Annotated in this window: 13 protein-coding genes and 1 pseudogene; 9 read left to right on the top strand and 5 right to left on the bottom strand. The window is 64.6% G+C overall.

The genetic code is table 11. The features are described from left to right. Window positions 1-74 precede the first annotated feature (74 nt). Together N551_RS36250 and N551_RS0125730 are read left to right on the top strand one after the other, a co-directional pair. Window positions 75-785, top strand: a complete 711-nt coding sequence (locus N551_RS36250; protein WP_081747943.1) for a GntR family transcriptional regulator — start codon at window positions 75-77, stop codon at window positions 783-785. A gap of 2 nt (window positions 786-787) precedes the next feature. Further along, complete coding sequence (locus tag N551_RS0125730) at window positions 788-1,537, top strand: aspartate/glutamate racemase family protein (protein WP_027569364.1); 750 nt, start codon at window positions 788-790, stop codon at window positions 1,535-1,537. On the opposite strand, the gene N551_RS0125725 is transcribed toward N551_RS0125730, so the two are convergent. Next, window positions 1,534-2,925 (bottom strand): amidase, encoded by a 1,392-nt coding sequence (locus N551_RS0125725; RefSeq protein ID WP_027569363.1) that lies wholly within the window; start codon window positions 2,923-2,925, stop codon window positions 1,534-1,536. The two genes, N551_RS0125730 and N551_RS0125725, sit on opposite strands and share 4 nt — an antisense overlap. An 88-nt stretch (window positions 2,926-3,013) precedes the next feature. Between N551_RS0125725 and N551_RS0125720 the strand changes: the two genes are divergently transcribed. The 4 genes from N551_RS0125720 to N551_RS0125705 are packed head-to-tail and all read left to right on the top strand — an operon-like array spanning window position 3,014 to window position 6,883. Beyond that, window positions 3,014-4,108 carry an ABC transporter ATP-binding protein gene (locus tag N551_RS0125720; RefSeq protein WP_027569362.1) on the top strand — a complete coding sequence of 365 codons (1,095 nt, stop codon included), beginning with the start codon at window positions 3,014-3,016 and terminating at the stop codon, window positions 4,106-4,108. Window positions 4,109-4,138: 30 nt separating this feature from the next. After that, window positions 4,139-5,185 carry an ABC transporter substrate-binding protein gene (locus N551_RS0125715; RefSeq protein ID WP_027569361.1) on the top strand — a complete coding sequence of 349 codons (1,047 nt, stop codon included), beginning with the start codon at window positions 4,139-4,141 and terminating at the stop codon, window positions 5,183-5,185. Between the two features lie 19 nt (window positions 5,186-5,204). Continuing rightward, complete coding sequence (locus N551_RS0125710; protein ID WP_027569360.1) at window positions 5,205-6,068, top strand: ABC transporter permease; 864 nt, start codon at window positions 5,205-5,207, stop codon at window positions 6,066-6,068. Continuing rightward, the gene (locus N551_RS0125705) at window positions 6,068-6,883 is read left to right on the top strand and encodes an ABC transporter permease (RefSeq protein ID WP_027569359.1); all 816 of its coding nucleotides are present in this window, start codon (window positions 6,068-6,070) and stop codon (window positions 6,881-6,883) included. Before N551_RS0125710 ends, N551_RS0125705 begins: the two co-directional genes overlap by 1 nt. On the opposite strand, the gene N551_RS0125700 is transcribed toward N551_RS0125705, so the two are convergent. Continuing rightward, a complete protein-coding gene (locus tag N551_RS0125700; protein WP_027569358.1) occupies window positions 6,884-7,219 on the bottom strand; it encodes a hydroxyisourate hydrolase in 336 nt (111 codons plus the stop codon). Between the two features lie 26 nt (window positions 7,220-7,245). Here N551_RS0125700 and N551_RS0125695 point away from each other — a divergent pair, with 26 nt between their 5' ends. From N551_RS0125695 to N551_RS0125685, 3 genes are all read left to right on the top strand, one after another. Further along, window positions 7,246-8,442, top strand: a complete 1,197-nt coding sequence (locus N551_RS0125695) for an MFS transporter (RefSeq protein WP_027569357.1) — start codon at window positions 7,246-7,248, stop codon at window positions 8,440-8,442. Beyond that, a complete protein-coding gene (locus N551_RS0125690) occupies window positions 8,423-9,790 on the top strand; it encodes an amidase (RefSeq protein WP_027569356.1) in 1,368 nt (455 codons plus the stop codon). The genes N551_RS0125695 and N551_RS0125690 overlap by 20 nt, the downstream gene beginning before the upstream one ends. 102 nt (window positions 9,791-9,892) lie before the next feature. Next, window positions 9,893-11,587, top strand: a complete 1,695-nt coding sequence (locus N551_RS0125685) for an MASE4 domain-containing protein (protein WP_027569355.1) — start codon at window positions 9,893-9,895, stop codon at window positions 11,585-11,587. A gap of 113 nt (window positions 11,588-11,700) precedes the next feature. On the opposite strand, the gene N551_RS0125680 is transcribed toward N551_RS0125685, so the two are convergent. The 3 genes and pseudogenes from N551_RS0125680 to N551_RS36245 form a co-directional block, all read right to left on the bottom strand. Then, entirely contained in the window at window positions 11,701-12,618 is a 918-nt protein-coding gene (locus N551_RS0125680) for a DUF2950 domain-containing protein (protein WP_027569354.1), read from the bottom strand. Continuing rightward, on the bottom strand, window positions 12,615-14,261 hold the full coding sequence (locus N551_RS0125675; RefSeq protein ID WP_027569353.1) for a DUF3300 domain-containing protein: 1,647 nt from the start codon (window positions 14,259-14,261) through the stop codon (window positions 12,615-12,617). The genes N551_RS0125680 and N551_RS0125675 overlap by 4 nt, the downstream gene beginning before the upstream one ends. Window positions 14,262-14,365: 104 nt before the next feature. After that, window positions 14,366-15,735: pseudogene (locus N551_RS36245) on the bottom strand (TAXI family TRAP transporter solute-binding subunit). Window positions 15,736-15,821 lie beyond the last annotated feature (86 nt).

Raw genomic sequence — 15,821 nt, 5'->3', positions numbered from 1 at the left:
CCACATACGTCTTCTATTTGGGCACCTCACATGAAGGAAATTGGCTACGATCGCACGTCAGCAGGAAGGTCGGCGTGCAGCAGAAATCCGAACCGATTCCGGGCCGAAAGTCGCCCAAACTCAAGCGGATGGGCCTGCACGAGCGCGCCGCCGCACGGATGCGAACGATGATCATTCGCGGCGAGCTGCCGCCGGGATCGCAGACCCAGGAGACCAGGTTGTCGAAGGAGCTGGGCGTATCGCGCACGCCGCTGCGCGAGGCGATGAAGGTGCTGGCCGCGGAGGGATTGATCGAGCTGCGCCCCAACCGCAGCCCGCGCATCGCCGGCCTCGCGGTCGACGGCATCTCCGAATTGTTCGAGGCGCTGGCCGGCATCGAGCGACTGGCCGCAGAGCTTGCCGCGGAGCGCGCCACGGAGCGCGATCTCGCCCGCCTGCGCACGCTCCAGACCCGCATGGAAGGTCATCATCGCAACGGCAAGCTCGACGAGTACTTCGCCATCAACGGCGAGATCCACAACACCATCGTCCGCATGGCGCGCAACACGCCGCTGCGCGAGGCGCACGAGACGCTGATCTCGCGCGCCGAACGCGCGCGTTACCTCGCGCTCGGCGCCGACCGCCGCTGGAGCAATTCGGTCGACGAGCACGCCGGCATCCTTGCCGCGCTCGAGGCGCGCGATAGCGAAACCGCAGGACGCCTGCTTGGCGCTCATGTCCGGCGCACCGGAACCGCTCTGCTCGAAGTGATCGGCACCTCTCAAGCCAAGCAGACGGCGGCGTAATCATGAAGCTGCTGCTGCTCAACCCGAACACCAGCACCGCTGTCACCCAGTTGATGACGGATGTCGGGCAGCGCGCGGCTTCGGCCGGGACCGAGTTGATCCCCTGCACCGCGACCCGCGGCGTCCCCTACATCTCGACGCGCACCGAGGCACAGATCGGCGGCGCTATCGCACTGGAAATGCTGGCAGAGCAGCACCGCAAGGTCGACGCAGCGATCATCGCCGCCTTCGGCGATCCCGGCCTGTTCGCCGCGCGCGAAACCTTCGACATTCCCGTGGTCGGCATGGCGGAAGCGGCAATGCTGACCGCTTGCATGGCCGGCCGCCGCTTCGCCATCGTCACCTTCGCCCAGGCGCTCGGCCCCTGGTACGAGGAATGCGTCCGCGCCCACGGGCTGTGGGAGCGCTGCGCCGGCATCCGCATGCTCGATACGCCATTCCAGGCGATCTCGGAGGTCGGCACCGAGAAGGAGGATGTGCTGGTCGATCTCGCCCGGCGCGCGATCGTGGAAGACGACGCGGACGTGTTGATTTTTGCGGGTGCGCCGCTCTCGGGCCTCGCCGAGCGCGTCGCCGACCGGATCTCCGTCCCCGTGGTCGATCAAGTCATAGCCTCGGTGAAGCAGGCCGAGGCGCTGGTAGCGCTGCGCCTGCGCAAGGCAACTGCAGGCACGTACCGCCGCCCCGCCGCCAAACCCACCCTTGGCCTTGCCGATGCGCTCGCCGCCCGGCTCGAGCATCGCGACAGCTAGGGGAGCTTCGGCCAGCGATGGGAAAAACCGAGTTCGTTCTCGATGGCACGGCCGAAGGCAAACAGGCGGGATTCGCATCCCGGTGGGGCAATGATCTGGATGCCGAACGGCAGCTCGTTCTCCCCTCGCGGCGCCGGCAGGGTCAGGACCGGGAAACCGACCAGCGACACAATGAAAGTGATGGCGAGATAGTCGATCGGCGTCTCCAGCGCCGCGCCATCGATCGCGGTGACATCGCTGATTTCGTTCGGCCAGGGCAAGACGGACGCCGCCGGCGCCACCAGGAAATCGGCGCGGGTGAACAGCTCGCGAAAGCTGCGGTAGATCGCGGTGCGGCGACGCTCGGCGTTGAGATAATCCTCCGCGGAGAGCTTTGCGCCCGCCTCGATGTTCCAGATCACGGTGGGCGTGAGCTCGACGCGGTGCGTTTTCAACAGCTCGCCATAGCTGTTGGCGATGTGCGCGGCGCGCAGCGTCCGGAATGTCTCGATCGCACCGCCGCAATCGGGCGCGGACGGCACCACATCGGCAGCGGCCGCGAGCGCCTCGCAGGCCGCGGCGAACCGCGCACGGACTTCGCGCGCCACGGGCGCGACACCGAAATCGGGCGTCACTGCGATGCGGGGACGTGCTGCAACCGGCCGGTCGTCATTGACGACGCCCATCGAGAGCGGGTCGTGCACATCGCCTCCCGCACAGACCGACAGCGCCAGTTCGAGATCGTCAACACCGCGGGCCAGAAAACCGTGGGTGGCGAGCATGTCCCAGCCGAGCGGGCGATGCGGCGACGGGATGCGACCGGGCGTCGGCCGGATCGAGGCGACGCCGCAGAAGCTTGCGGGCGTCCGCACCGAGCCGCCGAAATCTGTGCCGTGCGCCAGTGGCACCATGCCAGCCGCGACCGCGACAGCGGAGCCGCCGGACGAACCGCCCGAGGTCAGCGCGGAATCGAACGGATTGCGGGTCGGGCCGCACAATTTGTTGGTGCAGACCGCACCGAAGCCGAATTCCGGCGTGTTGGTCTTGCCCAAGATGATCGCGCCGGCACGCCGCAGCCGCGCGACCACGAGATCGTCTTCGGCCGGGACGTGATCACGAAACAGAGCCGATCCGTAGGTGGTCGCAAGTCCCGCAGTGTCGGTGAGATCCTTGATCCCGACGGGCATCCCATGCAGCGCGCCGATCGGAGCGGGCGCGGCGTCGCAGATATCCGCAGCACGGCGAGCCCGGTCCGCGTCGACGATCACGAACGCCGCCAATTGCACGTCTTGGTGCGCAATCCGTTCGAGATGCGCCTCGACAACTTCGCGCGACGACAGCTCGCCCTTCGCAATGGCGCGCGCAAGGGTTGTGGCAGTGAGGTCGCAAACCGATCGATCCGATGTCATCGCCCCACCATGCCAAACCTCGCATCGAAAGGCGAGCGCGGCGGGCACGAGACTTGCTTTCTGCTTTGGGGTAACGGGAGGCAACATCATGGCTGAAGTGCAAGGCGGCCGATCGCTCGTCGTGGACGCCGTCACCCACCGCTATCCGAGCGGCGCGCTCGCCGTCGAGAACATCAATCTCGACATCAAGGGCGGCGAGATCATCGCGCTGCTTGGGCCCTCCGGTTGCGGCAAGACCACCCTGCTGCGGATCATCGCCGGCTTCATCGCACAGACGCAGGGGCGGATCATCATCGGCGACGACATCGTCGACCCGCTGCCGCCGAACCGTCGCGCGGTCGGCATCGTGTTCCAGAACTACGCACTATTCCCCCATCTCAGCATCGGCGAGAACGTCGCTTATGGGCTTGCCGCGCGCGGCATCGACAAGACGACCCGCCAGCGCGAAGCGCAGCGCCTGCTGGATCTGGTGCAACTGCCGACCATGTCGGAACGGTTGCCACGGCAGCTCTCCGGCGGCCAGCAGCAGCGCGTGGCGCTCGCTCGCGCACTGGCAATCAAGCCGTCGATCCTGTTGCTCGACGAGCCCTTTGCCGCGCTCGACAAGAATTTGCGGCTCGACATGCAGATCGAGGTCAAGCGGCTCCAGCGCGTCTCCGGCATCACCACGGTGATCGTGACCCATGACCAGGAAGAAGCGCTGTCGATGGCTGACCGCGTCGCGGTGCTGAGCCACGGCAAGCTCGAGCAGTTCGGATCGCCGTCCGACGTCTACGACCGGCCGCAGACGCTGTTCGTGAACACGTTCGTCGGCGCCAGCAACCGCATGCCCGGCGTGGTCGTCTCGGCGGACCGGACGGCTGCCAAAGTCCGCCTCGATGCTGGCGCTGAGATCATCGCGCGGCCGGCGGGTGGCGCGTTTGCCGAAGGCGGCCGCGTCACCGTCTGTATCCGCCCCGAGCATCTGCAATTCGTCGGTGACGAGACCGGCTTTGCCGGAGTGGTCGGCATGTCGCTGCCGCTCGGGGCCACGGTCGTGCACGAGATCACCACCGCCGACGGCTCCAGCGTCAAGATCTCACAGGCGCGCATCGGCGAGACGCGCACGCTGGGGAGCGGCGCCGCGGTGCGCCTCGCGCCACTCGCCCCGTCGCTCGCCAACGCTTTTCCTGCAACGCTTTAGATCCAGTTTTTGTCCAGAGGGAGTTCGACCATGATCATGAACCGCCGAAGCCTGATAACGACCGCACTCACACTCGGTGCCATGAAGGCGTTTCCCGGATTGAGCTATGCCCAGGCCCGCCCGCTAGTGTTTGCGACCTTCACCGGAAGCTGGGAGGAGGCGCACAAGGCCGTGCTGGTGCCGGCGTTCCGCAAGGCCAACGCGGACGCCGCAATGGTGCTCGATCCCATGCTCTCGGTCGACCAGATCGCCAAGGTGAACGCCGCCAAGGCCAATCCGCCGATCGACGTCATGCTGCACGATCCCGGCCCCGCCCTGGTCGCGATCGGCCAGGACCTGGTTGAGCCCTATCCGGTCGAGAAGAGCGCCTATTACAAGGACCTCATCGCCGAGGCACAGGAGCCGATGGGCCCCGCCTCGTTCTTCCAGGTCGTCGGCCTCACCTACAATCCGGAGGCGGTCAAGACGCCGCCGACCTCATGGGCCGATCTGTGGAAGTCCGAGTTCAAGGGCCGCGTCGGCATCACCAATCTTAACTCGACGCTCGGGACCGGCTGGCTGGTCGAGATCGCCAAGATGCGCGGCGGCTCGGAAGCCAATGTCGATCCCGGCTTCAAGGCGATCGAGGAGCTGAAGCCCAATCTCGCCGCGGTCGCGGCCAATCCCGGCGCGCTCGCCACCCTGTTCCAGCAGGGCCAGATCGACATCTCGCCCGGCAATTTCAACGCGATCCAGATCCTGAAAGCGCGCGGCGTGCCGGTCGAGTTCGTGGCCCCGAAGGAAGGTGCCATCGCCTTCAAGACCACGATCCACATCGTCAAGAACTCGCCCAACCGCGAGCTCGCCTTCAAGCTGATCGAGGCGTCGTTGACTCCCGAGGTGCAGACCACGCTGATGAACCCGCCCTATCTGATCGTGCCGACCAATTCCAAGGTGACGATGGGCGGCGAGATTGCGCGCGTGCTCGCCAAGGACACCGCCGAGCTGAAGCAGAAATTCGTGTTCCAGGACTGGAAGAAGATCAACGAGCAGCGCTCGGCCTGGATCGAGCGTTTCAACCGCGAGATCAAGATCTAAGAGCTTCAGGGATCCGACGATGGGCGCAGCACCGGCACCACGGGACGTGACCTCCCACGGGATGGGATTGGCAGTGCCGCTGGCGCTGTTCTTCCTGGTCTTCTTCTTGGCGCCGCTGCTGCAACTGCTTTGGCTCTCGCTCCACAACGACACGGCCGCGCTCCATTGGGGGCTCGGCCAATATTTGCACTTCCTCACCGACCCCTTCAGCCTCAGCGTGCTCGGCTCGACGCTGCTGCTCGGGGCGGAGGTGACAGCCGTCTGCCTGGTGCTCGGCTTTCCCATCGCCTGGCTCTACCAGCGGGTCGGGCCGCGGCTTCAGACCATCATTATCCTGATCGTGCTACTACCGCTCCTGACCAGCGTCGTGGTGCGCACCTTCGCCTGGATCGTCATTCTGGGCCGCCAAGGCATTATCAACGCGACGCTGCAATCGCTCGGCATCATCGATACGCCCCAAAAACTGCTCTACACCCAGTTCGGCGTGGTGATCGCGCTGGCGCAAGTGCAGATGCCGCTGATGACGTTGCCGCTGATCACCGCGCTCGGCCGGATCGATTCCAATCTCGACGATGCCTCCTGCTCGCTCGGCGCCGGAAGCTGGCGCACCTTCTTCAAGATCGTGCTGCCGCTGTCGCTGCCCGGCGTGATCGCTGGTTGCACACTGACCTACGCCGCCGCAATCACGGCCTTTATAACCCAGTCGCTGATCGGCGGCGGCCAGATGCTGTTCATGCCGATGTATCTCTATCAGCAGGCCTCGACGCTGCAGAACTGGCCGTTTGCCTCCGCAATCTCGATCATCTTTTTGCTGGCCGTGCTCGCGGTCGTTTCCGTCTTCACCACACTCGGCCGCCTGTCGCGCGGCTATGGAGGTGCGTGATGAGCCGGCGCAAGCGTACTCTGGAGGCGTTCAGTTTCGAGCTGGTCATGAGCCTGATCGCCGTGATCGCGCTGATCATCATCATCGCGCCGTCGCTGGTGGTGTTGATCGTCTCCTTCACCAGCGGCTTCTCGCTGCGTTTTCCGCCGCCGGGCTATTCGCTGCGCTGGTACGCCGAATTGTGGAACGCCTGGCAGCTGCACTTCGCAGCCAAGAACAGCTTCATCGTGGCACTGTGGGCGACGGGCCTGTCGGTGGTGCTCGGCGTTGCCGCCGCGCTCGCGATCTCGCGCTCGCCGAGGCTGTCGGCCCGGCTGCTCGATTCCCTCTTCATGTCGCCGCTGGTGCTGCCGGCGCTGGCCTTCGGCCTGGCCGCGTTGATGCTGTTCTCGCTGGTCGGATTGCCAGTGTCGCCGCTGACATTGGTGATTGGCCACACCGTCGTCTGCGTCCCCTATGTGGTGCGCAACACGATTGCCGCGCTCGCTCAGCTGGAGCCGACCCTGCTCGAAAGCTCGGCGGTCCTTGGCGCGAGCCGGCTTTACACGTTCCGGAGGATTGTGCTGCCGCTGATCCGGCCGGGCATCATTGCGGGCGCTTTCATCGCCTTCATGTCGTCCTTCGACAACGTGCCGGTGTCGCTGTTCCTGCGTGATGCCGCCACCGACATGCTGCCGATCCGGATGTGGCAGGACCTCGAGGGCAAGCTCGACGTCACCATCGCCGCGCTGTCGGGCGTGCTGATCATCGCAACCGTAGCGCTGGTCGCGATCATGGAGCGTGTCACGGGACTGTCGCGGCGGCTAACCAACTGATCAAGCGCCGCGGAACAGCGAATAGCCCCAGCGCGTGAATTTCAGCGGTAGATGAAAATGCTCGTCGACATCCTTGATGCGAAAGCGGAACGGCGTCACCGTAAGGAACTCCTCGCGCTCGCCAAAGAACTCGCCGAGATGAAACAGGACCTCGTACTCGCCTGCCGTCACGCCCGCGCCCTGCGCAACGGGATGATCGAGCACGCCGTTGGCACCAAGCCGACCGTCGGCGACGCGCAACGAGTCCGGATCGATCCGCCAGATCTCGACACGCAGACCCTGCGCCGGACGTCCGCTCGCCACATCGACCGCGTGAATGGAAATACCGCCTGCCACAATGTTCCTCCCGTGAGCGCAGCACCATGGTAGACGCAAACACGGCCGTTCGACCAGCGCCGGCATTGCTGCCGGCGCTTGGCGCCATGACCTCACTGCAGGCGCTGGTGGCGCTGGCTCTGTTCGCGCCGGGCGTGGTGGCACCGCGCGCCCAGATCGAAGTCTGGCAGCTCTCGATGTTCTCCTGCGCCGTGTTCGCGGTCGGCATTCCCGCCTCGTTCTGGGGCGGCGGGTTCATCGCCCGCTTGGGCTCGCTGCGGATCGCGAGCCTCTGCGCGGCGGCGATCATCGCCAGCATGGCGCTGGCTTCGCTCGGCTCGACGGCGGCCCTGCTCGCAGCCGGCCTCTGTCTTGGCCTCGCCTTCGGACCGGAGACGCCCGCAAGCGCGGCGCTGCTGGCGCGGCTCGTGACGACCGAGCGGCGCGCGTTCGTGTTCTCGGTTCGCCAGACCGGAAACCAGATCGGCGCCGTCTGCGGCTCGCTGGTTCTGCCCGCGATCGCAATCTCGCTCGGGCCCGCCTGGTGCTATGCCGCCGTGGGCGCCTGTGCGCTGCTGGCGATAGCGTGGTTCGAGCGCTTGCGGCCGGCTTACGCCGCCAAGGTCATTCCACAGCCACAGCTTGGCCTTCGCATGCGGCTGGCATTGGTGACCGCGGATCGACGCATCGGAATGCTGGCGCTGGCCTCGATGCCGTTCAGCGCAATGCAGGTGTCGCTCAATACGGTCTTCGTCACGCTCGGCACCCGCGAACTCGGCCTCAGCCATGTCGAGGCCGGAATGGCGCTCGCCTGCGCCCAGGCCGGCGGGCTGGTCGGCCGGCTCGGCTGGGGCCTCGTCGCAATGCGCCTCAACGCCCCACGCGGAGTTCTCGTCGTCATCGGCCTCGGCATGACTTTCTGCGCCGCGCTGCTGGGTCTCGATGGCGCATCGCTCGGACGGACGGGCCAGTTTGCGATTGCAACTCTGTTCGGCCTGACGGCCTCGGGCTGGAACGGTGTCTTCGTGGCCGAGATCGCCCGCCTCGCGCCGCAGGACAGGATCGGCGAAACCACCGGCGCGGTGCTGACAGCATCCTACGCCGGCCTCTTGGCAGCACCGGCACTGGTGTCGCTCCTGGACGGCGCAGCCAGTCTCGGTGCCGCCTTCTTCGCCTTGGCGTGCCTCGCCCTCTGCGGCACATTGGCACTGATCTGGGGAGGCCATGACAACCCGAAAAAGTAGCGCGTGCGAGATTGCCGCCGACGTCTCCGCCGGACGAACGAGTGCGGTCGAGACCGCCAAGGCCGCGCTTACGCGCATCGAGGCCGCCAAGGCGCTGAACGCGGTGGTGACGACCGCTCCCGCGCGTACGCTTGCCGACGCCACAGCGGTCGATGATCGCCTGCGTGCCGGCGAGGCGATGCCGCTCGCCGGTGTCCCCGTCATCGTCAAGGACAACATCTGGGTCGGCGGCTGGCGTGTGACACAGGGCTCGCGCCTGTTCGCCGATTTCATTGCGCCGCGCGACGCGATTGCGATCGAGCGGCTGCGCAAGGCCGGCGCCGTCGTCGTCGGCATCGGCGCAACGTCCGAATTCGCCTGCAAGGGCGTGACAACCTCGCCGCTGTATGGGCCGACGCGGCATCCACTCGATCCCACGTTGACACCCGGTGGCTCGTCGGGCGGCCCTGCTGCCGCGGTTGCGGCCGGCCTCGTGCCGCTGGCGATCGGTACCGATGCGGGCGGATCGAGCCGCAGGCCGCCGGCTCATGTCGGCATCGCCGGGTTCAAGCCGTCGTATGGCGCGATCCCCTATGGGCCCGGCTTCGCCGAACCGTTCTTCGGCCTCTCCGTCATCGCGCCGATCGCCACCGATATCGCCGATATCGCGTTGGCGTTCGAGGCCATGGCCGGTATCGATCCGCGCGACCCGGATTCAGCCCCCATCGCTCAAGGGGCTAAAAACATCGCCGGTCTGCGCATCGCGTTCTCGCCACGCCTTGGGCTCGACGTCGCCGTCGATGATGTTGTCGCTAACGGGCTCGTTTTCGCCATCGCGCGTCTCTCCGCCGCAGGCCTCGGCATCGCGCAGCGCGATCCCGTCTGGCCGGCGGGCGCGACGGAAGAGGCCATCATGCCGCTTCAGCACGCCGGGCTCGCCGCACTCTATCGAGACGCGTTCCGCGAGAATCCGGCGGTCTTCGATCCTGACATCGCCAGGCAGATCGAGCGAGGGATGTCGTGGTCGGGCGCCGACGTTGCCGGTGCGTTGCTGGCAAGTGCCGGGATCGCCAATGCTTTCGCGGCATTCTTCGCCGAGGTCGATCTGCTGCTGGCGCCCACCGTCCCCTGTGTCGCGTGGCCATTCACCCAGTCCGGACCCGACAGGATCGGTGGCCGCGAGGCGAGCCCGCGCGCGCATGCGGCGTTAACGCCCTTCGTCAATCATGCCCGGCTGCCTGCGATTTCGATACCGTGCGGAACGGACCGGTCCGGACTTCCATTCGGCCTCCAGGTCATCGCCGCGCGCGGACAAGACCGCACGCTGCTTGAAGCAGCGCAAGATATCGAGGCGATGCTGCGAACATAAGTCCGGCCGTCAGATGTCTCTTCCGAAGACGCCGATCCCCCTTATGGGCTTTCAACGGGCGCGGGGACGAGTAAGATGCTGTCTCGTGGTCCCGGAGGCGGAATGAGCCAGCGCAAGTTCATGGGACTTGGCGGCGGTGCGACAGCATCGGGGCCGGGCATTGCGCGAGCGAGCCAACGATCGGCCAGCGCAGCCGCCGAGCCCGCCTACGATGATGAGCAAGAATTCCCATTGATCATCGCGAACATGCCCGCAACCCCTCGCCAAAAGGCCTGGGCGGTGGGTGTCGCCGTCTTGCTCATCGTCCTTGCAGCGGCCATCGCGCCGTTCGCCCGGATCCAATTGGGCCAGATCAATGGTTTCGTTCCAGTATTGCAGACCGCGTTGGCCCTGGCCGAATTCATCACGGCAGCCCTGCTGTTTGCTCAATTTTCGATCCAGCCTCAGCGGGCACTTCTCGCACTCGCGAGCGGGTACGTTTTCAGCGGATCGTTCGCATTCCTGCAAACGCTCGCCTTTCCGAACGGATACGCCACCGCAGGTGTCATTGGAAATGGACTGGATAGCCCCGCTTGGCTTTACGTGCTTTGGCACACCGCTTTTCCCGCGGCTATCCTGGTGTACGGATTCACAAAGAATCACTCCGCCGCCGGCCGACCAGGCAGACCTGCAATAGCCGCGATCGCACTAGCTTTCGGCTGCATCGCTGCCACCGTGGCAGCACTGACGTGGATGGTGACCGCGAAAGCCGAATTTCTCCCTAGCTTCTACGTGAACGACGTCAGGCATCAGACCCCTCTCGGTAATCAGGTCAACCTGATACTTTTGCTTTGGAATGTGACCGCTCTCACCGTCCTGTTTGCGCGCATGCGCACCATTCTTGACCTTTGGCTAATGGTGACTTTACTCGCCTACCTGCCCAATTTCCTGGTGGCGATCATCGGCAGTTCGGTTCGGTTCACCATCGGTTGGTACGCAGCACGCGGTTTCGTTCTGGTCGGCAGTTGCATGTTGCTGACCGTATTGCTCATCGAAACGATGTTTATCTATTCGCGCCTTGCCAGCGTCATTGCCCTGCAGCGACGCGAACGAGCGAACCGGCTTCTCAGCATCGACGCGGTCACTGGCGCGATCGCCCATGAGCTGAGGTCGCCATTAGGGGCCATCTCGCTCAATGCTGCGACAGGGTTAAGTCACTTGCGAGCTGCCTCCCCTGAACTCGAGGAACTCGAGAACATCCTCTGTGACATCGAAGCCGACGGCGGTCGGGCGGCTGACATCATATCGAGCATTCGCGAGATTACAATCAAAACGGCGCGCGGCGGCGCTTCGGCAAACGTCGAGGACATCGCGGAGCTTACGCTGAGACTGTTGAAGCACGATCTCCTGGCCAATGGCGTATCAGTGACGACGGAGCTTCAGGGCAACATACCTCCAGTCGCACTGGACGGCACTGAGCTTCAGCAGATTGTCCTGAACCTCTGCAAAAACGCGATTGACGCAATGAGCTCTGTCCCCGCCGACCAACGAGAGCTCCGTCTGAAAACCGCCCTCGATGGTGGCGCAACGGTCCATTTGTCCGTCGAGGACTCGGGCACCGGCATCACACCGCGTCATCAAGAGCGCATCTTCGACCCTTTCTTCACGACGAAGCAAGGCGGTATGGGGTTGGGACTGGCCATCTCCTCCAACCTCGTCGCAAGGTGCGGAGGAAGGTTGAGGCTGGTCAAATCGGACGTCAGGGGCTCCGTTTTCGAGTTGGAGATGCCAATCTCCGCTCCCACTTCGTCGCAATGACACCACGAGACCCTCACGATCGTTCCGCCTTTCGCTCACTTCATAGAGATCATGATCGTGCTAAGGTTGGCGACCGATACGAAGGTGCCAGACGCACTATCTGCGTACGTCGCTCAGGGTTTTGTACCATCGACCTTCTTCCAGGTCTGGTCCGGATCGAATGCAGTCATGCGGGACACGAGAACCTTGGTCCGATAACCGAGATCCTTTTGATAGATAACGCCCGCATGGTTGACCAGGAAGGTCATGACGCCGGAATTGCCGTACTCGGCAGGCCAGGCGACCAGTGCAAAACCTCCGATCATCTTGCCATTGACCACATAGTTGAGCGCGCCGCCTGGCGCGTTCGACCCCTGCCCCTTCAGGATCCGGAAATAATAGCCGTGGTAGGGCGCCGCACCCTCCTCGGCCTTGTAGCCTTCAGCCGAAGCCTGCGCTGCTAACGCGCCGAGCGGGCTCTGGTCATTGTCGTCACGCCAGAACAACCCGTCCTTCTTGCCCGCGCTGCTGACGATGCGTTGTGCGTACACGCCGGCCCCCTCGCCGCGATCCTTGTCGGCGTAGTCGTTCTCGGCATCGACAAAGGCGAGACTGGTCTGGATGGCGTCGAGCTCATTGCGGCCGATGCGGCGATAGAGCACCTCGATGCGACCTTCGGCGATATCGAATTCCCAGCCGGTCCTGGTGTTGACGAGCGGGATCGGGAACGGGAATTCGTCCGGACCCAACATCAGAATTGCCTTCTTGTTACCCTCCGCTTTGATCGAATGCTTGGCGTCGTACATCGAGGTGAAACGTTTCCGGATGTCGACGTCGGCGACCTCATCACCGGACGAGACGATGTCCTCGGCAGCGCTGCCGAGCACTTTCAGGACGGCCCGTTCCGGTCCGCTCTTGACCGCCGACGCGAGCGCCGCCGCTGCATCCTCCGGTGTCGGATACGATTGCTGCGCCCGGGATGGCGAACTCGTGAGCGCCAGCGCCATGATGGCCGGCAGGGCGATGCGATGAAGCGACTTGAAGCTTATCATGGCATCACCTGCGCAGGAATCGTCGCGCCGCCGGCGAGCCAATCCCGATACGTACGGAATTTTAGACCGAGCTTCTCGTAATAGACCCGGAGATAACCATCGGCTCCGCGGGTAACGGCTTCTGGCTTCACCTCTTCGACTTCCTGCGCAATGACCCCGACATAGGCCTTGTCGCTGCCGATATAGCTGAAGCGGTAGTAACCAAGGCCGCTTGCGAGATGGCCGAGCAGAACGACATCATGCTTCAGCCCGATATCGGAACGCCGTCCGCCACCGCCACCACCACCGCGGCCACCGCCACCGCCACCCTGGAAGCCTCCGCCGCCGCCTCGGCCGGCGAAGCTCGCACCTCCGCCGCCGCCACCGCGCGGTCCCATGCTCGCCATGCTCGCCTGGCCACGCGCCGATGCTGCAGCCGCCGAGCGGCCCGACGACACGTTCAGGGCGCCGCCACCCCCGCGGTTCGCTGCCTTGGCGCCACCGCCGCCCTTGGCACCGCCCGCTTTAGAGCTGGCACTTTTTGCGCCGGCATTCTTGGCACCACCACCCTTGGCCGCGCGATCGCCACCACCTTTAGCACGATCGCCCCCCGCCTTGGCACGATCCCCCGGGCCTTGTCGGTCACCGCCTCGATCACCTGCGCGGTCGCCGGCACGATCTCCTGCGCGATCTCCCGCACCAGGCCGATCCTGTCCCGGCTTCTGCTGTCCGTCACGGCCGCGGAAATCCATCCGGTCGGCGGCACCGGCCTTGAGGTTGCTGTTGCCGAAGCGCTGCTGAACATTTGAATTGTTGTAGCGAACGCCCTGGCGATGCGACGGATTGTGTTGCCAGCCGTTTCCGATATTGGTGGTTCGGTGATTGATATAGACGTTGCGGTTGCCCCAGTTGCAGCCGCCGCCCCAATAATTGCCCCAGCGGCCAATGGCCCAAGCCGTGCCGAATGCAAGACCAGCCGCGACCACACCCGCGCCGATATAGGAGGGATAGCCAAAGTAATACGGTGGATACTCGGTGTAGGGCCACGCGCCGTAGACTGTCGCAGGCTCGTAGTACGGCACGTATATCGTATCGGGAACTGCCGGCTCGATCACGACCACCTGCCTGCTTTCCTCGGTCTTGACGCTGACCTTCTGCTGCGTGGTGGTCACCAGCTTCTTGTTGTCATAGGCCTTGGTGCGCAGCCGCTGCACCGCATCCATCACATCCGGTTGCTGCGCGAGCACGGCGTCGCCCAGCGCCTTGGTCCAGTCGAGCTTGTCGCTCATCATGGTCAACACTTCGGCGGTTGAGGCCAGCGCCTTGACGCTGTCATCCCACGGCTGCTTCTCGACTTCAGTCTTCAGGGCATCACCCTTCAGAGTCTTGCGCTCTTTCAGCCAGCGATCGGCCTGCACGACTTCCAAGGGATAGGTGGACGCGGCCAGCACGTTTGCAAGCAGTTCGTCCGGATAGAGCGCAATCGGTGCGACCAGAGCTTCGAGCTGCTCGGGCTTGAGCAACTCAGCAGCCGCTGGAGGCTTGCCGGCGGTTTGGACTTGGCTACTTGGGGCCGCCGGAGCGTCTGCGGTTTGGGCTACTGCGGCGACAGGCATCGCCAAGAGCAACGCCATCGCGATCAGAGTGTTCCCGCAACGAAGCATCACGTCCTCCCTTGAGCTCCCGTTGGACCAAGCATCTTGGACGATCAGTATCTTCTATTGATCAAGATCAAAGAAGATGGAGCTCTCCCGGAGGTCGGAGCTATTCACTCCGCGGCCGGACGTTCGATCCGGTCGATGTCCGGCCGCACCGCTTGGCCGCTGCTGCCCAGCCGCGCAGAAAGTAAGATCCGGCGATCGTGGATCAGGCTTTGAAGGCGGTGCGCGGCTACATTCAGTGTGGAGACATCGAGCGCATTCTCGTCTCCTGCAGCGGCCTTGGCGCGCTGGCCCTGGAGCACCCGGTCGATCTCGACCTCGATATCGGACAGTTCGGCCTCCGCCTCAGTCCTGCGTATCCGCGCGCCCAGCGCATACAGCAAGTCCAGGCCCCGTTCGTCTTTAGAGGAATCACGCACCTGAAGGAATTTCCAAGCCGCCGCCAATACGGAGATGAGGCCGCCGAAAATCATGGGCGCGAGAAAGATCGCGTTTCCCCATTCGTCCAGAAAGCTCTGCTGCGTTCCGTTGTAGAATGCTGCGGCGCCGGGATGGACCGGGAGAGGAAGGCGTCCGAATCCGTGCTCGGCGCGGTCATTTGCGAGAGGATCGGCAATTCGCCGAGCAGGTCCCTGCGTGCCTTCATCAGCGCGTCGGCCAGGCTGCCCGCCACCTCTGCGCTGAGCTGCTTTTGCGCGACCACATAGAACGAAACCCGCAGCGTGGTGAGATCCTCGCTCGGGACAGGCGGCGAACCGCGCAGCGTGCCCTTCGGGACATCGAAGCTTTCATAGGCGCGCTGCTTTTCCGCGATGGCACCAGCCGCCTCGACGGGAAGGAGGACCGGCGCGGTCTTCGGCGTCTGCAGAAAGAGGCCGCGCAAGAGGGCCAGATACTTTTCGGCAAGAGGAACGACGATCAAAATCGCTCGTACCTCCTTGGCATCGAGTGCCCGCCGCGCGTCTGCCGGCTGGAGATTGCGGAATGTCACGTTGGCGCGTCCAAGGCCGTATTCGTCGCTGAGGACGTCGACGACCTTGCGATTCATCTCGCCGCCGATCACGCCGACGCTGGTGCGCTTCAGACCAGCGATTTCGGTAATCGAGGAGCCCGGCGGCGCAACCAACAGGACAACGGCATGGGCGAGGACCACGATAGCCTGCGCCTGCGATAGGTCGCCGACGTCACCGCGGACGACAGCAAGCTCGACCTTTTCCGCCGCAAACTGCTCGGCGGCATCAAGCGCGTTGGTGGTTTCCACCAGCTTGAGCCGGACCGGCGCGTTCGCGACGGCAAGCCGGCTTGCCAACGCCGATACCAGACGCGTGGCTTCGCCATCCAGCGATCCGACCGCGATGGTCAGCGTCGTCGGGCGAGAGTACCAGCGGTAGCCGAACAGGCCAGCTCCAAGCACAAGCACAACAGCGCTGGCGACAATGATAGAACGAAGCCAAACCGGCATTCTCGCAGGGACCATGTGGCGCTCACAGTTGATATGCGCTCGGTGGTCGGACTGGCTCATGAGGCCAGACCGGCTCAACTGAGGCGCATCGCTGAACCGAA

Origin of the sequence: Bradyrhizobium sp. URHA0013, from assembly GCF_000518345.1 — a bacterium.
Classification (GTDB): Bacteria; Pseudomonadota; Alphaproteobacteria; order Rhizobiales; family Xanthobacteraceae; genus Bradyrhizobium.
This window is presented reverse-complemented; position numbering and strand designations above follow the sequence as displayed.